This window comes from Fictibacillus barbaricus, from assembly GCF_031457135.1.
GTDB classification, from domain to species: Bacteria; Bacillota; Bacilli; order Bacillales; family Fictibacillaceae; genus Fictibacillus; species Fictibacillus barbaricus_A.
Genome location: NZ_JAVDWA010000003.1, coordinates 469,052 through 491,986, shown reverse-complemented (window position 1 = coordinate 491,986; position 22,935 = coordinate 469,052). Strand labels below are relative to the sequence as shown.

The window sequence follows — 22,935 nt, the reverse complement described above, 5'->3', positions numbered from 1 at the left end:
ATTTTTAATATTCTAATGGTAAAAGGAGGGCGAAATAATGCCAGAACCCCATTTGCATACAATTTTTGTTAAGAAGGGTATGCATATAACAACAAACGAGGATCGAGCGTATGTTGCATCCAAAAGAACTATTGATATCATTTGTGCCACAGTAGGTATTGTAATTTTAATTCCAGTTTTTTTAATAGTAGCTCTACTAATAAAAAAAGAAGATTCTAAGGGAGCAATACTATTTAAACAGTTACGTGTCGGAAAAGACGGAAAAGAGTTTTATATGTTTAAGTTCAGGTCTATGGTAAGTGATGCTGAAAATAAGTTGACTGAACTACTACCATATAATGATATTGAAGGCGCTATGTTTAAAATGAAAGAAGATCCAAGAATCACTAAAATTGGAAAGTTTATTAGAAAAACAAGTATTGACGAACTACCGCAATTGTGGAATGTGATACGGGGGGAAATGAGCTTAGTCGGTCCGCGTCCTCCTTTATTAAGAGAGGTTGAACAATATAATTCTTACCATAAGCAAAGATTAATTGTTAAGCCAGGTTGTACAGGTTTATGGCAAGTAAGTGGTCGCAGTAATCTAAATTTTAATCAGATGGTTGAGTTAGACCTATATTATATTTCTAACTGTAGTATATGGATAGATTTTAAACTGATGATAAAAACAGTAATAATTCTTTTAAAATCAAAAGACGCATTTTAATAAAGGACACAAAAATGAAAATTCTTTTTATATCAACGTTATTACCATGTCCTCAGGATAATGGTGGAAAAATTAAAACTTTTCACACGCTAAAAGTATTATCAAAAAATCATACAATAGATTTTATCTCATTTATTAATAATAAAGATGAACAACAGTTTATTGATCAAATTTCTGAATATTGCAGCAATATTTCATTAGTTGAAAAAATTCTAATAAAAAGTCATTCGAAAAAGATTTTTTTAATGTCCTTCATTAAAAGTTTGTTCAGCAAATATCCTTATGTAGTTAACAAGTTTTATTCGCGTAAGATGAAAAATAAAATAACTAAATTACAAGAAAACAATATGTATGATGTGATATATGTTGATCATTTACAAATGATGCGTTATAAAAAACTATTTGATTTTCCAGTAATTCTAGATCAGCATAATGTAGAATCATTAATTGTAAAAAGACATATTCAAAAAGAAAAATCAATAGTAAAAAAAATTTTCCTATATCTAGAATATATAAAATTATACAGATTTGAAAAAAAGACTATTAATGAATTAGATTACATCATAGCGTTAAGTGATAGAGATAAAAATGAGTTGCAAAACATGAGAAATAATAATTATATAAAAAAAGAAATTGAAACCATTCCAATTTGTATTGAAACAGATTTAATTAAATACAATTATCATGTTAATTCAAAAAAAATAAATCTTTTATTTATTGGTACGATGAGCTGGTTTCCGAATTCTCAAGGAATTCAATGGTTTGTTAAAAATGTTTTTAGCCAACTTGACAAGGAAAAATTTCATTTATTTATTGTTGGAGGAAATCCGACTAATGAAATTATACAATTAAATCAAATATCAAATATTACAGTTACAGGTTATGTGAAAGATGTGAATGAATATTTTAGCTTTTGTGATTTATTGATAGTTCCTCTTTTTATCGGTAGTGGATTAAGAGTAAAGATATTAGAAGCATTTGCAAAAGGAATGCCAGTTATATCGACACAAATTGGTGCAGAAGGGTTAGCATTTAAAGAAAGAGAAAATATTTTGATTGCAAATAATCAAGATGAATTTTTAGAAGTATTTAAGGAAATATATGAAGATATGGGAATTTTAAAAAGTATTGCATTAAAGGGAAGAGAAACTTACTTAAATAAATATTCTTTATTAGCTTTAGAAAAAGATTTAAATAAATTTATTTCAACGGTGATAAAAAGTGGGTAAATCTATTAATTTATTTAATATTAAGATTGATAATTATACTGTTAATCAAGTGCTTCATTATACTGAAAATATTATACATAATAAAATTCCATCATACTACGTTACTCCAAATGTTGACCATATAGTAATGTTGGATAATGATGCTCAATTCAAAAAAATTTATGACAACGCTGCTTTAGTTCTTGCAGATGGAATGCCATTGATTTGGACATCAAAATTATTAAGAAAAAAAATAGTTGAAAAAATATCTGGATCAGATCTAACACCTAAATTAATAGAACTGGCAATTGAAAAAAAATATAAAGTTTATATACTTGGAGGTTCTCAGACGGCAGGAAATAAAATTATTGATTTATATAAAAATAATTTAGAAATTGATTTTTATTCTCCACCATTTGGTTTTGAAACGAATAGTAATGAATTAAATAAAATAAAAGAAAAATTACAAAAATTCAATCCTGATATTTTGTTAGTATCACTAGGAGCCCCTAAAGGGGAGAAGTGGATTTTTGATCATTATCAAGAATTAAAGATACCATTATCTATTCATGTAGGTGCAGCTATTGAATTTTTAGCTGGAACAATAAAAAGAGCCCCCCATTGGATGCAAAGAAATGGATTAGAATGGTTCTATAGATTTTTAATGGAACCGAAGAGGATGTTCAAGAGATATTTTATTAGAGATTCGAAATTTTTCCTCCTATTATTTAAAGAACTAAAAAACAAACAATGATTTAGGTGAAAAACTTGTTTTCTGATTTAAAAAATACACAAATAAGCTATATTTTAATTTCTATAATAGCCTGTCTAATAGGATTTTATCCAATTGAAGCTTTTCAAGCATCAATATTTATAATTTGTTTAATTCTTTATATCAATTTTTTTAAAATTAATGTAATTTTTATTCATTCTTTAATTATTTTTATTTTATTAAATAATTTTCTTCAAATGTTAGCCATGAATTTTAATATAATTTCACCAGGAAGTCTTATAGGTATTAGTCTTTATTACTTACCCATTTTAGTAACCTGGCTATTAATTATCTATCCCGAAAAACTTCAATTATCAAACATTTATTACATAGATTTAATGATGTTTTTTATTTTAATTTATTTACTGTTGAAAACATTTACGACTCAAAACCCATATGGATATCAGGTATTAATTATTTCTTTTTTAAGAATTGGTTTGTTTATTCCAGCCTATTTTCTTGGAAGAAAGTTAATCATTATAAATAAAATCGAAATTGATAAAGTAATTATATTTTTCACATGGATACTTTTTGTAGTTGGGCTCCTTGATATTTTAACAAAGCATAAGGTACTTGGTTATTTTGGATTAGATATTTTTATTGGTTCTAATTTATATGAAAACGAATCTATGACTATTTTTTTTAAAGCAGGGTTCCCAAGAATGATGAGTGTTTTTTTAAGTCCTTTAGCATTAGGCTCATGGTGTAGTTCAATAGCATTATATTGGTACTATAAGCTAATTACAGGGCAAACTACTAAAATTATGCCATTAATTTTAAATGTAATTATGCTCATTCTCACTATAACACGTGCAAGTTGGCTCTCCTTCTTAGGAGGTTTAATATTATTAACAATGTTAACAATATTTTTTAATCCAAAGATTAGAAAAGAAAAATATTTTGCAAAAAATATTAAAAAATTGTTAACAATAATTTTTTTGTTATTATTAGGAGTTTCATTGTTTGTGTTAAATAATTCTGCATTTAATCGAAATATTTTTACTATTTCAGATAGTTCATCAATTGGACATTCAATAGGTTTGAGTAAGGGTATTGAATCAATTGGTAGTAATTTAATATTTGGAAATGGTGTTGGAATCTCACCGTTTTTTTTATCGGTTACTGGGAATGGTTATGGAAACTTTGAATCTTGGTACTTAGATTCAATCTACTCAGTTGGTTTATTTTTCACAATTTTTTTTAATATAGTTGCGTTCTTAGCACTTATAAAAATTAAACATCAAATAAAATCCCTATTATTAACATGGTTTTTATTATTTAGCTTTGAGTCATTATTTATAAACCATACATGGTATCAAAATGTACCGGTTTTATTATTTTGGGGTTGTTTGGGTTATTTTATTTCTTTTGAAATTTTCAATAAAGAAAATAGACGGGGTAAAAATCATGAAAACAATATTACTAATTTCTGATGGAAAAAAAATTGGTGGTGCTGAAAAATATTTGGTTGGGGTTATAAATTTATTAAAAAGTAAGTATAGATTCAATATTTTAATGAATGATGAAATACAAAGTGATTTTTCAGGAGATAAGGAAATAAATACGATTTGCAAAGTTATTTCTAATAAAAAACCACTATCGACCATACTAAATTTTTTAAAAGTTTATTTGAAAATTCGTCCGGATATAATTCATTTGAATTTGACACATCCTACTTCTTGTTTATGGATTCAAATTCTTTCATTGTTCTTCCCAAAAGGTAAATTTAAAGCGACTTTACACCTAGCTACTTCTGTTAAACATATAAGAATATATAAATATATTTTAAAACGAACTTATAAAAAAATGGAGGTAATATTAGTAGCAGAGTCAGCAATCTCTAAATTAAAAAATAATTATGGAATCCATACAGATATGGAAGTAATCCCTAATTGGATTGATAATAACCATTTTTCAATTCCATCAATTACTTTTAAAGCAAAATTAAGAAAACAACTTTTATTACCAGAAGACAAAAAGATAGGACTATTTATAGGTAGATTTGAAGAACAAAAAAATTTACTAAAATTATTAGAATTAACAAAGAAATACTTATCAGATGAATGGTTATTATTATTAGTCGGTGAAGGCTCTATGATAGATCAAATTAAGACATATATTAAACAACACAATATGAGTAATTATGTTAGACTTTATCCGTTTACAAATGATCCAAGAAATTATTATTGGGTTGCAGACTCTTTCTTTTTAATATCAAAATATGAATGTACACCATTATCACTCTTGGAAGCAATGTCAACTGGTTTAGCCTCTGTTGTTACTGATGTAGGGGATATGAAACTGATGGTAGGGAAAGAAGAATTCGTAATAAAATACAATGAACATTCTGATAATTCGTTAGATTGTCTTAAGTCTTCATTAAAAGAAGATCCTAATTATTGGAGAAACCAAGTGGTTAATAATTATTCTCCAATAACAGCATATGAAAAATTAGTAAGTATTTACAAATAGAGGTGCTAATTTGCGTATAGTTCATGTTATTGGTTACTTTCAACCAGAGTACGGTTATGAGGAATATTATTTAGCTAGAGAACAAGTAAAACAGGGTCATAATGTGCATGTAATAACTAGTAATCTAATTTGGCCATTTCCTAATATTTCGAAAAAAGATAGGCTTCGGATAACAGGTAGTAATATTGTTGATGGTATAAATGTTCATAGGCTTAAAACATGGGTTGAATTTAGAGATTTTATATTGTTTGGAGGAGTTAAAAATATATTAACTAAATTAAAACCCGATATAATACATGTTCATGAACCGCGTCAAGGTTTCTATGGTTTAGCAATAAGAAAATATGCTAAAAGTCATAATATCTCTTATGTTGTAGATATTCATGAATATCATAGTGGCAGCTTTTTTAATAAACTCGATTATTTTATTTTTAGAAAGAGATTTATGAAACCAATATTAAATGATGCTTCAAACATATTTTCGATGACAGTCCAAACAAAGCAGTTCTTGGAAGAAAAATTCAAGTGTAAAAATTCAATTTATATTCCATTAGGAGCTGATTCTGAAAAATATTACTTTTCCAAAAATATTAGAGAAGCAATTAGAGCGAAATTGGATATTGCATATGATGAAATCTTACTTGTTTTTAGTGGGAAAATTACAAAGACCAAAGGGATTGAAGAAATTTTTAATAATGTTAGATATTTATTAAATAAAGGGTATCTAGTGAAATTGTTATTAGTAGGTAAGGGAGATAAAAATTATTTATCCATTTTAAAGTCTAGTATTAAGGATATTAAAAATAAAGTTTTATTTATGGATGAAGTAACTACAGATGAATTATACATGTACTTTAATGCAGCAGATATTGGAATATGGCCAATTTCCCCTACTATTTCAATTCTTGAGGGTCTTGCTTGTGGTTTACCAATTATAGTAGCAGATAATGAGATAGTAGGGAACTTAGTTGATATTGATTCAGGAGTAAAGATGAAATCATTATACGATCATAACATTGTGGAACTTGCAATTATTAACTTAAAAGAGGGACGATATCAAAGAAAAGTCATTAGAAAAAAGTTTGAGGACCAATTTAGTTACAAATCAATTGCTCAAAGAGTAGAAGGCATTTATCAATCTATTATTAGAAGGGATATGGCTAGATGAATATCGTAATCGTTGGAAATTCTGTTCCCTTAAGGGTAAGACCTTCTGTCGGCGAACCATTCCCCATATTAATAGAAAAACAAATGAGTAAAAAAGGTTTATTTGTAAAATGCATCAATCAGAGTCAGGGTGCTACCTTAATTTCACATGGTTATAGAAATATTGACAATCAAATTATTTCTCATAATCCTTCAGTTGTTATCTTAAACTATGGAATTAATGAAGCTTGTACTAGATTGTTACCTAAAAAATTGGATGATTGGTTGTATATTAAATCTAAAACATATTTAACTATAAATCAGTTTATATTAGCAAAATGCATTTCACTAGTAAGAAGAATTTTAAATTTATTTAGACCCTTTTTAATTAAATCACTTAAATTAGGAGGATGGAGTACAGGTCCGTTTTTTAAGAGAATGTTATTAATATATATAAATGAAATTAAAAAAGAAACCAATGCAACCTGCATTATTTTAACTATTCCAAATATTAATGACAGAGTTGAAAAAGTTCTACCAGGCAGTAAAAAAAGAATAAAAGACTTTAACCAAATTATTTATGATGTTGCAAAACTTACAAACAGTTTAATATTAGAGGTGAATGATCTACTTCCTATTGACCGTGTAATACCTGAGGGAATTCACTTTAGTGAATTAGGACATAAAATGATAGCAGATGAATTAGAAAAATTAATTATAAAAATAAATAATTGAAAATATCTATGAAATATTAATTAGGAAGTATTTTATGATAAAAATAAAAAAACAGATTTTCACTTTATTCTTTGCAGGAGCGATAGCTCAATTAGTAACTTTTTTAATTGGAGTATATTTAAATCGGACATTAGATTTAGAAAGTAGAGGATTATTTGGTCAGCTTTTTTTACTTTTTGGTTTTTTCTGTACCCCTATTACCAGTGGAATTTCCGCAAGTATTTTATACTATATTCCACTTAATATATCTAATAGATTAAAAAGTTATTATATAATACAACAATCAAATTTTTTATTACTTTGTATAGGTTTATTTTTATTTTTTATTATTTATTTTAATGCGGATTACATTTCACAGTTTTTTGGAGATACAGGATTGAATAACCAATTAATAAGATTATTTTCTGTTTATCCTCTACTCAAATTGTTATCAAGTCATTACGTAAATATTCTAGTATCTTTTAACAAGAGTAAATCAGCAGCAATATTTTCAATATGCGAATCATTATTATATTTATTATTTGTTGTAGGCAGCCAAATATTTTTTAACGATATTAAGATACTAATAATCGCATTAATTATTCAGGCATTTTTAGTTGCGATATTTGTTCAAATCAAACTTTTTACTTACAAAAGTGAAAAGAAGTTCAATTTAATTATGTTAAAAAAACAGATTAAATATGCCGGAACTTTAGCAATAACTTCTTCTATTGGTTACTGGGGATGGGAGATTGATAAATTATTTGTTTCTAAATTGTATTCGCCTACTGATTATGCCATATATATAGCAGGTGCAACTGAGATTCCTTTTGTTAATACCCTCATTACTTCTACAAGCACAATTCTAATTCCAATAATATCTGTACTGTATAGGGAAGGTAAATTTAAGGAAATATCAATTGAGTGGACGGAAGCAATAAAAAATAATGCTATTTTTATTTTGCCCATTTTTTTATTTAGTTTTTTCTATGCAGAATTTATTATTTTATTTTTATACGGAAAAAAATTCCTTGGAAGTATATTATTTTTTAGAATTTATATGATTGTTACACCATTAAGAATTATGACTTATGGAACTATAACTCAGGCTATTGGCAGGACTAAAATTAATTTTTATGTAGCATTAGCTTTCTTGATTATAAATACTATTTTAAATTTTTTATTAATAGATTCTCTAGGTCCTATTGGATGTTCAATAGCAACTGTTATTTCTACAATAATAATGGCAATATTATATTTGAAATTTATAAAAAAAGAATTGAAAATTAAAATCGTCCAGTTAATTCCTTTTAAGTTTTTACTCCAAATATTATTAATATCATTTGTAGCTATTTTACCAACACTAGCATTTTATCATTTGGATTTTCCTCCTATTAAACTATTAATTTCTTTCTTAACTTTTATTATTATGTATATTTTATTATGTATTAAATTCAAAATTATTAACTTGAAATTATTTTTAAGTTTATTTAATAAAAAAGATGAAAGAGAAGTTGATGTATAATGTTTTATTTAAATTGCTTTTTATTAATGCTAATTAATATAACAAAATCATTTTTAAAGAAATTTAAAAGTAATATACAGTTTAATTGGATGAAATCTAAATATAAATTTAAAAATGGATCTGAAATATACAGCAACTTAATAGATCCAAGTGTAATTATAGGCAAAAAAGTTAGAATTGATAAATATGTTGAAATAAAAAAAGGAGTGAAAATTGGAGGTTATACTGTAATAAATAAAAATGCTTATATCGAATCAGGCGAGATTGGTAGCTATTGTTCAATTGCCTCAAATACTTCAATTGGTCTTGGTGAACATCCTATGAATTTCATTTCTACAAGTCCTGCATCATTTTATTCACTTTATGGAATTATAAAAAAAGATAAAGATATAGTACAGCAAAAAAATCCAACAATCATTGGAAATGATTGTTGGATAGCGCGTGGAGCAATGGTTTTAAGAGGGGTTCATATTGGGCATGGTGCTGTAGTAGCTGCAAATGCTGTTGTTACTAAAAATGTTCCTCCATATGCAATAGTTTGTGGGAATCCAGCAAAGATTATCAAATATCGTTTTGATGAAGAAGTAATTAATGAACTATTAAAATTTAATTGGTGGGAAGATGAAAATAAGTGCCTAATGATTTTCAATGAAGATTTTGAAAAAAAAAATAATGAAGAAAAATTATTTATATTAAGGACTGAATCATAACATGAAGTTAATATTATTATCTGGTGGATCTGGTAAACGCTTATGGCCACTGTCAAATGATGCACGTTCAAAACAATTTTTAAAAGTTTTGAAAAATGAAACCAATACTAATGTGTCAATGATTCAAAGGGTATGGAAACAATTAGAAACAGCTAATCTTGTAAAAAATGCAATTATCTCTACAAGTAAATCACAAAAAGAAATAATTTGTAATCAAATAGGCTCGGAGACAGCTATCATCGTTGAACCAGAAAGGCGAGATACATTTCCTGCGATTGCTCTTGCAGCTTCTCACCTTTATTCAGTCCAAAAAATAGATTTAGAGGAAACTGTTTGTATTTTACCAGTTGATCCTTTTGTAAATATTAGTTTTTTCGAAAAAATAAGGGAAATGGAAATTCAGTTAAAACAAGCTGATGCTAAATTGGCCTTAATTGGTGTTAAACCTACATATCCTTCAGAAAAGTATGGATATGTTATCCCTAAAAAAATTTGTAAAAATAAAGACTCTTTTGAAGTAGATTATTTTAAAGAGAAACCTTCTGAACTTCAGGCAAAAAAATTAATAGAACAAAATGGACTTTGGAATTGTGGTGTATTCGCATTTCAATTAAAATTTATTATTTCAAAGTTAAAAGAATTGAACCTTCCCACAATGTACGATGAACTTTATAAAGTTTATCATTTATTACCGAAAATAAGTTTTGATTATGAAGTTGTTGAAAAAGAAAAAAAAGTTATAGTTCTACCCTTTAATGATAGTTGGAAAGATTTAGGTACGTGGAATACATTAACAGAAGAAATGGCAACTACTCAAATTGGTAAAGGTATTATCAGTAAAGATAGTAAAAATGTCCATTTAATCAATGAATTAGATATTCCTGTTACAGTATTAGGTGCTTCTAACTTAATAGTTGCAGTTAGTCCAGATGGGATTCTTGTATCTGATAAAGAAGCAAGTCCTCGCATAAAAGAATTGGTCGGTGATTTTAATAATCGTCCAATGTATGAAGAACGTCGTTGGGGATGGTATCGTGTGTTAGATTACACAAAATTTGAAGAAGATAAAGAGGTTTTAACGAAGCGTATAGGTGTAAAAGCGGGTAAAAACCTAAGCTATCAATTACACGACTACCGTCATGAGGTTTGGACTATCATTAAAGGTGAGGGTCAATTTGTCTTAAATGATAAACTTCGTATTGTGAAACCAGGTGATGTGTTACAAATTCAATCTGGGGATAAACATGCAATTCGAGCATTAACAGATCTAGAATTCATTGAGGTACAAAGTGGTTCTCAGCTTATTGAAGAAGATATTGTTCGCTTATATATGACGTGGGAAGAAATACAAGAGAATATTCTATTTCAAAAAGCTTAGTATATTAAACACAATGAAGCACCCAGACTCTTAATGATCTGGGTGCTTTTTTGTTTTTTCTTCCCGCTTCATAAAAACAATATATTGCCATTTTAATAGGAAAAAAGTAAGATAAATATATTGCAAAAAAGGGGTTATTACATATGAGTACAACTCAGAAAATGCTTATCCTTGCACTACTTATGGTTTCTTTTATACTAAATCCAACGGTTTCAAGTGCAGCAGTAAAGAAATCTACCTTTTATTATCCTAATAATAAAAATTGCGGAGAATACTGCAGTGCAAAGTTATCACTCGGAGCAGATGGATCTGTTTATGAGGTTTTTTCAAGACCAGAATATGGTCGTATTACTGCACTCACTTCTTCAGGGAAAATGAAATTTAACTACATAGCAGCTAAGGGAATATTCCCAGCTTATTTTCCTGCAGCATCAAGCAATAAAACGGTTTATGCAAGTTTTAGCAAAGATAATTATCGTGATGGAGCAATTTTAGCGATCAATGAAAAGGGGAATAAAATCTGGCAGTATAACGTAACGGGTGGAGTTCCTTCAAAGTCTGTGGTTGGAAAGGATGGAACCATATACTTTGGACAAGGAAATTACACAGAAATGTATGGACCGTATAATTCTTCTTATTTATATGCACTTACACCACAAGGGAAGCTGAAGTGGAAGGTAAAGCTAGCTGGGGATACTTTAATTAGCGATATTCAAATCGATAAGAATGGAACATTATATAATGATGCCATTACAATGGACGATACTGTTATGCTATACGCGATTTCTTCAAAAGGAAAAGTTAAATGGCTAAAGAAGAATGCATTTAAACCACAACTTGGAAGTAACAGCATCCTCCATTATTTGGATGGGAAAGGTAATTTAGTTGCTGAAGATCTATATGGTAAGAAGAAATGGAGTTACAAAGTACAGGGGTATCCTGAATTTAAGATAGATCAACAAGGAATGGTCTTTGTAAAAAATGAAAAGAGTCTAGTTGCAATTTCCAATGGTATAAAGAAATGGTCTAAAACCATTGAAACCGGAGGGATGTGGAATTCAGATTGGCTACTGACCAATACACACCTTTATCTTGGAATAGATACTTATGATTCGGGTTCCCAATTGTATCGTTTTGAATTAAAAACTGGGAAAACGAGCTGGGCCACTCAAGAAAAGACGGGTGTTGATTCATTTTTGATCGATTCTAAAGGAAATCTATTAAGTTCATTCAGCTACGGAAAAACATTTAGCTTTGATTTCTAATAAATTAACCCATCCTTAAAAGATGGGTTTTTTATTATTTAATTTTTAAAAATTACCAAATATATAGTAAAAATATATCAGGAAACTATACCCATTTAAATGAAAATACTGTAAAATAATACTGTTTTTACATATTTGAAAGGATGAGGTAGTTGAAGGGGATTTTAAAGAGTAGTACGTTATTTATTTTCATGCTTGTTTCAGTATTATTTGTAGGACATAACCATTATGTTCAAGCAGGTGTAAGTGAAGCAGTCCAAATTCAATTGAATAAGACTTATTATGGAACTGTAACAGATTATTACGATGAGGACTATTATAAATTCACATTGACTAGTCCAGGGAATGTCACTTTGTCTGTAAAGAATCAGGCAGATGCAGAATGGTATGCCAAAATACAAGATTTGAATGGTAATAACTATGAATATTTATATACAGATTCCAGCGAACTAGTGTCTGGTTATTCTGAAGCACAAGTGGGATTACCAGCAGGGACATACTATATCAGGATTAAAAACGAAAGCGATGCTTATGGGAAACAGTATCAATTTAAAACAAGTTTTACCTCAAGCAATAATTACGAGAAAGAGTTCAATGACAGTATCACTTTTGCGAACTCGATTAATCTAAATGAAACCTATAAAGGCGGAATAAGAGATTCTTATGACGCTGACTTCTATAAGATTACTTTGCCAAAAGACGGCAATATCCAGCTTACTATGAAACAAAAATCTTGGGTTAGCTGGTATGGGCACATTCAAAATAGTAATGGTTCCATCTACGAAAGTATTACTACAGACGATAGTGAATTAGTAGAGGGAGATGCTGTTACGCAAGTAGGATTACCAAAAGGTACATATTACATAAAAATAGCAAATGATAGCGATTCTTATGGAACACCTTATGAATTTAAAGTAAGTTATACAGCAAGTGATTACTATGAGAAGGAATTCAATGATAATTTAACTTCTGCAGACGTAATTAAACTAAATCAAACTTATAATGGCAGCCTTAAAGATTATTATGATAATGATATCTACAAAATCACACTACCTTCTGACGGTAACGTAACGTTATCTTTGAACCAATTGCCGGGTTCGGAGTGGTATGTACACATTCAAAATAGTACAGGCAGTATCTACGATTGGTTTTACACAGACAGCAGTGAACTTGTAAGTGGAAATGCTACTACTCAAGTGGGATTACCCAAAGGAACATATTATATAAAAGTAAGCAATTCAGAATATGCTTATGATCATCCTTATAAATTAAGAGCCAGCTTTAAGGCGAGTCCTTTTTATGAAAAAGAATTCAACGATAGTTTAACATCAGCAACTGTTACAAAACTTAATAATACGTATACTGGAAGAATTTCGCACTCTGATGATACAGATGTGTACAAGATTACAGTACCTACTAGCGGGAATGTTTCGTTGGCTTTTAAACAACTGCCAGGAGCAAAGTGGTATGGACATATCCAGAACAGTAATGGTGGGGTATATACGTATTTTTATACGAATGATGACGAACTAGTATCAGGTTACTCCTACTCAAAAGTGTGGTTAGATAAAGGTACTTATTATTTCGTAGTTAAAAATGACTATGATACTTATAATAAAGCTTATGATTTTAGGTTTTATATGAAGTCAAACCCTGTTAAAGCAACTAACGTTAAGGTAAATAACAATAAAGGAAAGTCTGACTCTGTTACTGTGAACGGTTTAGTTAAAGGCGATGTTGTGAAGGTGTACAATGCGAGCAGTAAAGGAAAGTTACTTGCATCTGTAACTTCAACGGGAACATCTGCTACACTTTCTATTAAGCAGGTAGGTACAAAGAGCGGGAAAATCTATGTAAGTGTTACGAAATCTGGTTTAGCAGAAAGTGATCGAGTAGCAGTCTCTTATAAAGGCGAACAAGCAAACGCACTCGCTTCAAGCCAAGTGAAAATTACAAACAACAAAAAGAAAAACGATACAATTTATATTTCAAATCTGCAAAATAATGATGTGATTAATGTGTATAACGCAGCAAGCGGTGGGAAGCTATTGGCTTCTTCTACTTCTAAAGGTTCAAGCTTAACCATTTCTTTAAAGCAGCTCGGAACAAAAGCTGGAAAAGTTTATGTTTCAATTACTCCTTCTGGTATGCTTGAAAGTACACGAACAGCAATCAGTTATAGTGCAGAAAAATAAATTCTTAAGATGGAATGCTTAGGCATTCCGTCTTTTTTTTTCTATTACTATTATCCTATTATTCTGCTATACTATATTTTGTAAATAATAGGATAAGTTGGTGTTTTATGAGAAAGTGGTCCATTGGTTTTATTGCTGTGCTGGTAGTATTCAGTTCCATTCTTTTTACACAACCGAATACAGCCGTCGCATCGGATACAAATGTTTCTGTTTTATTAAAAGAAGATATACAGAATGTTTCGTCGCTCTCTTTTATAAGTAAAGGCAGCTTCAAAGAGTCGGTTAGCGGAAGAACATTAACCTCAGGTAGAAAATACACAGTTAAACTCTCTAATGGTGATCTTTTACTCTATGATGGTAGTAAAGTAGTCACAAAAGGAAAAGAGCTTTCTTTAAAACCTAGTTCTGTTTCACCGAATAATATTACAACCCTTTTCGGTAAAGTTGAGAGAACGTATGTAGGAACAATTAAGTTTACGATTGAACAATCGAAATACATTAGACCTGTAAATGTACTTCCTGTAGAAGAATATGTAAAAGGTGTTGTTCCTGGTGAGATGGGTTCAGCATTCAAACTTCATGCACTTCGGACACAGGCAATCGCTGCTAGAACATACGTCATGTATGCCATAAGCTTAAAACGGTCAGCTAACGATACTGCATCCTTTCAGCGTTACGTTGGCTATAGCAAATATTACAATGATTCCATAAAGGCTGCCTATGAAACAAGAGGAAAAGTACTAACCTACAATGGTACGTTAATAGAATCGTTATTTTCTTCCTCAAATGGTGGGTATTCCGAAACAAATGTAGGTGCATGGCCGTCCTATAACGCGGTTAAGTTACCTTATTTTCCAGCAAAAGCTGATCCGTACGATCCCAAAAGGATATCAAGTGGAAAGTTCTATAAAACGCAAACCACTTTAACGGGGCTGGATTTAAAAAATCCAGATCAATGGTGGGATCACGCAAAAGAAAAGGATACGAAGCTTGCTGATGAATTAAAGAAACGTTTTCTTACAGCTGGTCAATCAGCAAAGATTGTAAGTATCAACTCTTTTACTCTGGCAAAGGAAAGAACATCAGGAAAACGCATGAAACAGGGTGACTTTAATATCACATATTTTGCAAAGGATAGTTCTGGACAAGTAGTGAAGGACACATCCGGTTCTGTTAAACGCTTGTATAAAAAAGTGACGCTTAACGCTGATCAAATAAAATATGCTCTCAGTCTAAAAAGCAAATATGTATCTGCTGTTAAAATGACAACCACTGATTATCAACTAACGATTTTAGGATATGGGCATGGAGTTGGCTTGAGTCAATATGGTGCTGAATCAATGGCAAGTAAAGACTTGGGATTCCGGGATATTCTTAAATTCTACTATCCTGGCACTGTGATTCAAAACGATAAAACCACGACGATACCAACCACAGCTCTACAAGTAACAGGAACAATCAATTATGAAGGCGTTAATATCCGTAAAACTGCGACAACTGATTCAGCAAGTTTGACGAAAGGAAAACTGAATCAATCAGTGACGATTCTCGGTAAAACTGGAGAATGGTTTAAGGTGAAGATTGGCAGCTATACGGGATATGTTGTAGAAGACTATGTCAATGTAAAAGAAACGATCAGTTACAAAAACGGAATTACACCCATAACTTCTGGTAAGGTACAAAGTCTAGGTGCATCCATTATCAGAGATGGGAGCACACTTTATGTTCCAATTTCGGGTTTAACAAAGCGTTATAACATGAAATACACATACTACTGGTCATCTCAAAGCTTTGCGATCGTTGATGGGACCAGAAAAGTTTCGGCATCACTCAGAAATAACACAGCTACCGTTAATGGAAAGAAAATTACGTTAAGCGTTAGACCGAAAATGATTAATAAAAATGTATATGTTCCAGTAACATTCTTAAAGCAAACCGGGCTTGCTTCTTATTTTGAAGAAAAAGCTGAGGGTGTTTTGTGGATTAATAAATAGTTTAGAAAATAGGAGGAAATAAATTATGAAAAAAATACTGCCAATTTTACTGTCTGCAGGTGTCGTTTTAGGGGTGGCTTCATCACCTTCTGAAGCAGCCGCACCAAAAGCAAAAACATATAAAAATTGTACGGAATTAAACAAAGTTTACAAAGGTGGAGTTGCAAAAGCAGCCAATGTAAAAAATAAAGGTGGAAAAACGAAATATAAGCCGTATGTTTCTAAGAATCTCTATGAAGCAAATAAAAAAAGTGATCGAGACAAAGATCTTATTGCTTGTGAAAGATAAGGTGACAGGTACGATTTTTTAGTGATAGGTTCTTTTTAGTTTTGATATATTTAATAAGGGAACTTCTTATTTTGAAGTTCCCTTTGTTATTAATCCTTCTAAGTTATTCTCCAAAAATAACAAGAATAAGCGAAACTACAAGAAACATACTTGCTAAATTCAAGGGGAGTCTTCCTAAACCTTGACCTCGTTTAAACCGGGATAACATCCAGACATCCAAAAAACCATATATAATAGCAGCGGTTCCTCCAAAGATAGCAAGGCTCCAATGTGCTGAAAGAAGAGGTGCTACTATGATTCCAAAAACCCCGTGAAGCAAAATATAGAATGACCTTGTAAATTTATCTTCTCTACCCCATTTATTAAAGAAAAATTCTATAAGAGAAGAAATTAGATTCCCATAAACTAGGATAATGATGCATGTGTACATGAAATAGAAAAAACTCCAAAAGATAAAGCTGAATCCTAGGTTTCCTCCATTAAACATGGAAGTCAATCCCATAAGCACAGACAAGATTATCGCAGAGATTAACGGTGCGAACAATTTACGGCGAAAATATGATTCTTTCATACTTATGTTTCTCCTCTTTTGCTTAACATGACGTATAGGATACTTATTTGGAAATGTGTTCCTTTTCTTTTTTATTGTAGATTCAGATTTGGAACTAATCAATATAATTTATTCCAAATAAACCCTTTTTTTATTAGGCTTTATCGGTTTTTATTAATCACATTATTACTAGATTTGCATAAATTAGTAGTAGTACAATTTAACTTTTCCTTTATTTATGAAATTAAGGGAAAAACGTACAAGTCCTTAAACTAGTAAGGGGGCTGTATATGTCAGTCAATGATACAAATAAAAATGGAAAGATCACGATAAATAACACAGAATTTATCGTTTATGATGACAGTGTAATCAAAAGTGAAGTTGAACAACTGCAAACTGAAATAAATGAATTGGATCAAGAGAAACACACTCATGCGAATAAGACAACTTTAGACAAACTAGAACAATCTGGTTCTGAATCTACTATAGATATAAGCAAACTCACTGTTCACGAAACAGCGATTGATAACTTATCCTCGATATCCCATTCACATTCTAATAAATCCTCTCTCGACAGATTAGGTATTTCTTCCTCAAACAAACTTACCATAGACAATGAAGAAGAAGTAAGTAACGAATATACGCATCCAGAGTCACATCCAGCTAGTATGATAACGGAAGATAGTATGCATCGATTCGTGAGTGATGCTGAAAAAGAAACTTGGAATGGCAAAGCAAATGGTACTCATAATCATAGTCTATCCAATCTAATAGATGTCGAAATTAACCCTATTCAATTAAAAGATAGGGATGTTTTAGTTTTTTCTGATGGTAAGTGGCAAGCAGAGACATTGAATATAGAAGGCAATTCTTTAAAATTGGAAGATTACAGTATTAACGAATCTATTGAGTATCTCATACCATTAGATGTAATTGAACTTCAAACAATTAAGGTCACGAAGAATTCTATCACTCTTTCTTGGAAATCGAACCCAAGGAATTTATATCCATTGGAATATCTCGTCTTTGCAGGTGATACTCTTGCAGGTACTACATCAGAAAATTCTTTTGAAATTACACAATTAATGAGTTCAACCCAATATACCTTCAAAGTAATAACTAAAAGCGGAATTTCCAGATCGATTGGTCGCTCCATTATAGCAGTGACACAAGGAGATTTTGTATTATCACTTAGGGGAGGAAGCGATTACGTAGAAACTCCTCCGATAACATTTGATGCGATGGAAATTATATGTAGCTTGACCCCCAAGGTTAATTCATGGAGTAATTATCTCATCGAAGGATTAGCCTCTGGTATCCAGATCTATACACAGCACAATGGTGCGAGCTACCGTCGTTCTTGGTGTGATTTATATGTGAATGGTAAATATGAACCGAGTACAAGCTATGGAATCATTCCTTCCGGAGAGATTGTTAACGTCCGGATTGAAGGGTTGGAGGAGAAAAGAATTACTGATCAATTTAACATATTTGCAAGTAAAAATAACACAACAACTATGCAAGGTCTCTTATTCCGAGTAAGGCTATATACAAGAAATGGGCGCGGTGACCTTATTCTGAAATCTGATTATGATTTTACAAATAAACCTGCTGCTAATTATGTAACGGATTTATTAAATAATTCCCCTGCACTAGTTATACATGGCAGTATTTTCGTTGGAAATTAGGAAGGGGAAAATTTATGGACGGAAAAATAAAAAAAATAATAGATGGTGCAGGAAATCTTTCTTTTCCGGTCACGATTGCTGACTCTGTTTTTATTAATAAAGAGCAAAATTTGGCTGAGAAAATATATTCAGAAAGATACGGATTTGGAACATATGTGATCGACTTGGAGAAGTGGGGAATTACAAAGGGGTTTCCTCATAAACCATACAAAGAGGAAGACTACCGTAGAGCTTATAAAAACATTCAGGGAATAAATAGGGCATTAAAGTATGCTCATGATCAAAAATATACGCTAGTCGTATTGCCGAAGGGTGATTATTCGCTTTGTTATCCCTTATCTATCTATTTAGTGGACGATATTACGTTTAATCTAAATGGTTCAACTTTAAAAGTAATGTATGATTCAGATAATAAGTCTCCATATGATGACAGAACGACTGGTGCTGTTTATCAGTTTGCTGGGGTCTCGTTTATGTTTCACCAAGTAAAAAACGCCCATTTAACCAACGGGAAAATAATTGGAGACATGTATGAACGGAGCTTTAAAGATCCAAACGAAAAATGGGTAGAACACACGTATGGAGTATCTTTCACTTATGGGGCTTCGTATTGTTCTTTAAGTCATTGTGAAATAAGCGGGTTTGCTGGTGATAATGTGAACTTCACTTCCGTTGGATGGATTAGAGGAACTATTCCTGGTAAACCTGTGTTAGGTGATATCGATGCAAATGGGGTAGTCATTGCTTCTACTAATAGTATCATTACTGACTTTGTTCCTGTGCCTGAGGTGGATTTCAGTGTGATTTCTCTCTCAGGACAAGGCTATTCTAGACAAACGAGTCTTAATAATAAAGAATTTAATGTGGCTTTTTATACAGAAACAAATGAATTTATAGGACGGACAACCAATATGCGGGTCCTCTTTCCAATCTCTATTCCTAAGAAAGCTAAGAAGATTAAATTTATCTTTAGAAATGAAACAGATCCAGCTCGGAATCTTAATATCTTTACCAACTTTGGGGGGATGCCTGCTCATAATGTAGTGGAGTTTAATGAAATCTTTGATGGCCACCGTGGTGGGATTACTATGGGGGGTACCTACTGCATTATTAAAAACAATCGTATTCGGGATAATGGTAAAGCGGGTACGAATTTTTTAGACGGGATCCCGGAGTTTCCAGATTCTACGAAGTATGCAATCAACCAAGAAGATTCTTATGGAGATAACAGTATTATTAGAGATAATTTAATAACAGGAGGATTCCATGGGATCTTAACGAGAGGGTACTCAGTTTTTATTGAAAACAATGTGATTACTAATATGAGTGGCTCTGGCATTGTAGTTTACGACCAAGAGTTTACTTCCATCAGAGGTAATTATATGAGGAGAGCTGGGGTACTTTTGTTTGGTGCTGCTGGTCAAAAAAATGCGTTTGTAAGCATTACAAATAATTATATTGAAGGCAGCTTTAATGTTGAGAACTCCAGTTATGATACAGTCGTTTCAGAGAACTACTTTAAAAATATTATAGGTTCTTTAGGAAATGCGGTTTATAAAAATAATATAATCAAGCTAGTTGTAGGCGGTGCTATTTTAAAAGCTGCAAATCCGATTAGTGATTGTATTTTCTATGCTGATCCGATTGATCAAGTTCAACCAGAGGTTCATTTTTCGAATTCTTTTAATAACTGCCAATTTAAAAATCTCCTTCTAACGATTAATTCAACTGAACCCAAAACTGTATCTCTTCAGGGTTGCCAATTCACCGATTGCAGACTCCGAAACCTGCAGCACTTTCATAACGTGCGATTTGAAAACTGTAGAATTCTTAACTCCCTCGTTCAATCAACATGTGTTAACAGCGAGAAAAGAAAAAATGATATGAATTTTGTTAAATGCTATTTTGAATCCTCAACTTTATCGTATTTCTTCCAGGCAATGTCCAATGTAACAGAAGGAGTAAAAGTTGGCTTTCGTGAATGCCAGTTTGTCATTAATAATAGCAACATTGAATCGCTATTTGATAATAACTATGTTACAAATGCCATTATCGCGACTGTAATCGGAAATGTCATTGAATATAAAGGTAGCAGCATTATAACAATCCCTTATTTTAAGAGTGATACTGAGGTGTGGGAGGCTTACATCACAAAAAATAAAACAACTAATATAAATTTAACTCTACCTGATCAACCTCGATATAAATTATATGATCCTTTGACCCATTCTTTACAAATGCCAACAGGTGGACTTTTTTCAAAAGGAGAGCTTATTTATAACGCAGTACCGGCAGCTGGAGGTTATTTAGGATGGGTATGCACACAGTCTGGTCAAGTTAATAACAATCCGTGGAAATCGAACACTTCTTATTCTTCAAATGATGTAGTAAATGCAAATGGATTTGTTTATAAATGTGTTGTTGCAGGAACCTCAGGTCAAAATGCTCCTAATCACTCAAGTGGGACTGCTCTAGATGGAACTGTTAAATGGGAATATTTGAATCGTTTAGCTGTATTTAAAGAATTTGGATTGATTAAAGAGTAAAAACAATAAATAAAAAAATCCCGGATTTTTTCCGGGATTTTTCGTACGTTAACTGATTATGGTCTAGCCACATCCACAATACGTTTTTCGATTTGTGGATTAACCGTTCCTAGTTCAGCTACATAATCTCGCAAGTTTTCCCAGTCGGATAAACCTAAGTCTGTCACGCGGCCTTGATTATAGGCATTTTGGAAAACGGTGAATCCGTCTCCGCCCTTAGCAGTAAAGGCATTTGTTGCGATTACATACTCTTTATTTAAATCAAGTGGTGTAAATGTTCCATCTGCGTTCTTTAATTCCATCGTAACAACACGATTTCCAGCGGGTTTTGTACTGTCGTATGTCAGCTTCATACCTGACATGTGCAGGAATCCGCCATTTTCTTTCGGTTCTTGACTCACGCTATGTTCAAGAGCTGTTTTAATTTCTGATCCTGTAAGTTTCATGGTCGCTAACGTGTTTCCGAATGGAAGTGTTGTTAAAACGTCTCCATAGGTGATATCACCTTGGTCGATTGGCGCACGGATTCCTCCTCCGTTTTGGAAAGAAGCCACTATATTCGGATTAAAGTCTTTCGCCTTATCAAGCATTCCGTCCGTAATTAAGTTTCCAAGTTCTGTTTCACTGCTTCGTACACTAACTCCGGTATCCCCGCGAGGGTTTGCCAATGCTTTTGCAGCAACACCGCCTGTTGGTTTGTTCTTCAGTTCAGCAATTTTGCTCGAGTATTTTTTCAAAAGCTGTGCTGCTTCAGGATCATCCGCTTTGTCAGCTAACTTGATCAACTGACCAGCTTGTCCAGTCACTACACCTTTTTTATTGAACTCTACATCTAATGTTCCTAAGTATTCTTCGTATTGATACGCTTGTACAATAACAGTCGGATCTTTCTTTTTGCCTTTTTCATCAGTCGTTACAACAACTGGAGCGTTCAGCTGTGTATGGCTGTGACCGCCAACGATGACATCAATTCCATCCACATATTTTGCTAGATTCAAGTCATTGTCATACTCAGGATTATCATCATAGCCAAGGTGTGTAACGGCAACGATTTTATTTACGCCTAACAGTTCTAATAGCTTTACATCTTTTGTTGCTTCTCTAATATAGTTTTCAAATTTTACATTCTCAGGGCTAGAAATGTCTTTTGTTTCCTCTGTCGTTAGCCCGATAAACCCTACGTTTTCACCATTCACTTTTTTAATCATAGCTGAATAGATGTTTCCGTTTTTGTATTTTAAAGAATAGCCTTTATAAAGGTTTTTAAGCTTGTCATCTTTTGAAAAGTTAACATTGGAACTTACAAAGGGGAATTTTGCATTCTTTACGAAATCGGCTAATGCCTGGTGACCTTCTGGACTTGCACCAAGATCGAATTCATGATTTCCAAACGTCATCATGTCGTATTTTAATAGGTTCATAAACTCGAGATCAGCTTGTCCTTTAAATTCATTAAAGTAAAGTGTACCTGAGAACACATCACCAGCACTCAATAATAGGGAATCTGGTTTTGCTGCTCGAACTTCTTTAACAGCTGTAGCTAATTTTGCAACATTGTCGATATGTGCATGTGTGTCGTTCGTATGCATAATCGACAACTTATACGTTTTGTCTTTTTGCTGCTTAGTCTCATGTTTATCCTTTGATTGTGCAAAAGCAGGCATCGTTAACTGAGAAGAAATCAGCCCAATTGCAAGGGAAGAGGCTAGTAAACTTTTAAACGATTGTTTAACCGGCATTACATCACGATCCTTTCAAATTAGTCATACACTAT

Annotated in this window: 18 protein-coding genes; 16 read left to right on the top strand and 2 right to left on the bottom strand. The window is 31.6% G+C overall.

Features of this window, described 5'->3' with window-relative positions:
* The first annotated feature begins 37 nt into the window (after nt 1-37).
* The 14 genes from J2X07_RS11365 (at nt 38) to J2X07_RS11300 (ending at nt 16,377) form a co-directional block, all read left to right on the top strand.
* Nucleotides 38-709, top strand: a complete 672-nt coding sequence (locus tag J2X07_RS11365) for a sugar transferase (RefSeq protein ID WP_310258827.1) — start codon at nt 38-40, stop codon at nt 707-709.
* A 14-nt stretch (nt 710-723) separates the two neighbouring features.
* On the top strand, nt 724-1,938 hold the full coding sequence (locus J2X07_RS11360) for a glycosyltransferase (protein WP_310258826.1): 1,215 nt from the start codon (nt 724-726) through the stop codon (nt 1,936-1,938).
* A complete protein-coding gene (locus J2X07_RS11355; protein WP_310258825.1) occupies nt 1,931-2,671 on the top strand; it encodes a WecB/TagA/CpsF family glycosyltransferase in 741 nt (246 codons plus the stop codon). Before J2X07_RS11360 ends, J2X07_RS11355 begins: the two co-directional genes overlap by 8 nt.
* Nucleotides 2,672-2,685: 14 nt before the next feature.
* Entirely contained in the window at nt 2,686-4,122 is a 1,437-nt protein-coding gene (locus tag J2X07_RS11350) for a hypothetical protein (protein WP_310258824.1), read from the top strand.
* Nucleotides 4,097-5,161: a glycosyltransferase gene (locus tag J2X07_RS11345; protein ID WP_310258823.1), complete on the top strand. Its 1,065-nt coding sequence runs from the start codon at nt 4,097-4,099 to the stop codon at nt 5,159-5,161. Before J2X07_RS11350 ends, J2X07_RS11345 begins: the two co-directional genes overlap by 26 nt.
* Before the next feature lie 10 nt (nt 5,162-5,171).
* Nucleotides 5,172-6,329: a glycosyltransferase family 4 protein gene (locus tag J2X07_RS11340; protein WP_310258822.1), complete on the top strand. Its 1,158-nt coding sequence runs from the start codon at nt 5,172-5,174 to the stop codon at nt 6,327-6,329.
* The gene (locus tag J2X07_RS11335) at nt 6,326-7,042 is read left to right on the top strand and encodes an SGNH/GDSL hydrolase family protein (RefSeq protein ID WP_310258821.1); all 717 of its coding nucleotides are present in this window, start codon (nt 6,326-6,328) and stop codon (nt 7,040-7,042) included. Before J2X07_RS11340 ends, J2X07_RS11335 begins: the two co-directional genes overlap by 4 nt.
* Before the next feature lie 34 nt (nt 7,043-7,076).
* The gene (locus tag J2X07_RS11330; RefSeq protein WP_310258820.1) at nt 7,077-8,546 is read left to right on the top strand and encodes a polysaccharide biosynthesis C-terminal domain-containing protein; all 1,470 of its coding nucleotides are present in this window, start codon (nt 7,077-7,079) and stop codon (nt 8,544-8,546) included.
* Nucleotides 8,546-9,256 carry a CatB-related O-acetyltransferase gene (locus J2X07_RS11325; RefSeq protein ID WP_310258819.1) on the top strand — a complete coding sequence of 237 codons (711 nt, stop codon included), beginning with the start codon at nt 8,546-8,548 and terminating at the stop codon, nt 9,254-9,256. Before J2X07_RS11330 ends, J2X07_RS11325 begins: the two co-directional genes overlap by 1 nt.
* A gap of 1 nt (nt 9,257) precedes the next feature.
* Complete coding sequence (locus tag J2X07_RS11320; RefSeq protein ID WP_310258818.1) at nt 9,258-10,634, top strand: sugar phosphate nucleotidyltransferase; 1,377 nt, start codon at nt 9,258-9,260, stop codon at nt 10,632-10,634.
* Nucleotides 10,635-10,777: 143 nt separating this feature from the next.
* A complete protein-coding gene (locus J2X07_RS11315; RefSeq protein ID WP_310258817.1) occupies nt 10,778-11,899 on the top strand; it encodes a PQQ-binding-like beta-propeller repeat protein in 1,122 nt (373 codons plus the stop codon).
* Between the two features lie 152 nt (nt 11,900-12,051).
* Nucleotides 12,052-14,094: a hypothetical protein gene (locus tag J2X07_RS11310; RefSeq protein WP_310258816.1), complete on the top strand. Its 2,043-nt coding sequence runs from the start codon at nt 12,052-12,054 to the stop codon at nt 14,092-14,094.
* Between the two features lie 107 nt (nt 14,095-14,201).
* On the top strand, nt 14,202-16,088 hold the full coding sequence (locus J2X07_RS11305; RefSeq protein WP_310258815.1) for a SpoIID/LytB domain-containing protein: 1,887 nt from the start codon (nt 14,202-14,204) through the stop codon (nt 16,086-16,088).
* 25 nt (nt 16,089-16,113) lie between these two features.
* Nucleotides 16,114-16,377, top strand: a complete 264-nt coding sequence (locus J2X07_RS11300; RefSeq protein WP_310258814.1) for an excalibur calcium-binding domain-containing protein — start codon at nt 16,114-16,116, stop codon at nt 16,375-16,377.
* Between the two features lie 103 nt (nt 16,378-16,480).
* Here the strand turns inward: J2X07_RS11300 and J2X07_RS11295 are convergent, their stop codons facing one another.
* On the bottom strand, nt 16,481-16,948 hold the full coding sequence (locus J2X07_RS11295) for a hypothetical protein (protein WP_310258813.1): 468 nt from the start codon (nt 16,946-16,948) through the stop codon (nt 16,481-16,483).
* A 269-nt stretch (nt 16,949-17,217) separates the two neighbouring features.
* Here J2X07_RS11295 and J2X07_RS11290 point away from each other — a divergent pair, with 269 nt between their 5' ends.
* Both J2X07_RS11290 and J2X07_RS11285 read left to right on the top strand, forming a co-directional pair.
* Nucleotides 17,218-18,615 (top strand): fibronectin type III domain-containing protein, encoded by a 1,398-nt coding sequence (locus J2X07_RS11290; RefSeq protein WP_310258812.1) that lies wholly within the window; start codon nt 17,218-17,220, stop codon nt 18,613-18,615.
* A 14-nt stretch (nt 18,616-18,629) separates the two neighbouring features.
* On the top strand, nt 18,630-21,161 hold the full coding sequence (locus J2X07_RS11285) for a carbohydrate-binding protein (RefSeq protein WP_310258811.1): 2,532 nt from the start codon (nt 18,630-18,632) through the stop codon (nt 21,159-21,161).
* Between the two features lie 56 nt (nt 21,162-21,217).
* Here J2X07_RS11285 and J2X07_RS11280 read toward each other — a convergent pair whose 3' ends face one another.
* Nucleotides 21,218-22,900 (bottom strand): bifunctional metallophosphatase/5'-nucleotidase, encoded by a 1,683-nt coding sequence (locus tag J2X07_RS11280; protein ID WP_310258810.1) that lies wholly within the window; start codon nt 22,898-22,900, stop codon nt 21,218-21,220.
* Nucleotides 22,901-22,935: the final 35 nt, after the last annotated feature.

Bases quoted from the DNA above. Each gene is read 5' to 3' on its own strand.
- J2X07_RS11365 (WP_310258827.1), top strand. From the start codon at position 38: ATGCCAGAACCCCATTTGCATACAATTTTTGTTAAGAAGGGTATGCAT.
- J2X07_RS11360 (WP_310258826.1), top strand. From the start codon at position 724: ATGAAAATTCTTTTTATATCAACGTTATTACCATGTCCTCAGGATAAT.
- J2X07_RS11345 (WP_310258823.1), top strand. From the start codon at position 4,097: ATGAAAACAATATTACTAATTTCTGATGGAAAAAAAATTGGTGGTGCT.
- J2X07_RS11335 (WP_310258821.1), top strand. From the start codon at position 6,326: ATGAATATCGTAATCGTTGGAAATTCTGTTCCCTTAAGGGTAAGACCT.
- J2X07_RS11330 (WP_310258820.1), top strand. From the start codon at position 7,077: ATGATAAAAATAAAAAAACAGATTTTCACTTTATTCTTTGCAGGAGCG.
- J2X07_RS11325 (WP_310258819.1), top strand. From the start codon at position 8,546: ATGTTTTATTTAAATTGCTTTTTATTAATGCTAATTAATATAACAAAA.
- J2X07_RS11320 (WP_310258818.1), top strand. From the start codon at position 9,258: ATGAAGTTAATATTATTATCTGGTGGATCTGGTAAACGCTTATGGCCA.
- J2X07_RS11315 (WP_310258817.1), top strand. From the start codon at position 10,778: ATGAGTACAACTCAGAAAATGCTTATCCTTGCACTACTTATGGTTTCT.
- J2X07_RS11305 (WP_310258815.1), top strand. From the start codon at position 14,202: ATGAGAAAGTGGTCCATTGGTTTTATTGCTGTGCTGGTAGTATTCAGT.
- J2X07_RS11300 (WP_310258814.1), top strand. From the start codon at position 16,114: ATGAAAAAAATACTGCCAATTTTACTGTCTGCAGGTGTCGTTTTAGGG.
- J2X07_RS11295 (WP_310258813.1), bottom strand. From the start codon at position 16,948: ATGAAAGAATCATATTTTCGCCGTAAATTGTTCGCACCGTTAATCTCT.
- J2X07_RS11290 (WP_310258812.1), top strand. From the start codon at position 17,218: ATGTCAGTCAATGATACAAATAAAAATGGAAAGATCACGATAAATAAC.
- J2X07_RS11285 (WP_310258811.1), top strand. From the start codon at position 18,630: ATGGACGGAAAAATAAAAAAAATAATAGATGGTGCAGGAAATCTTTCT.
- J2X07_RS11280 (WP_310258810.1), bottom strand. From the start codon at position 22,900: ATGCCGGTTAAACAATCGTTTAAAAGTTTACTAGCCTCTTCCCTTGCA.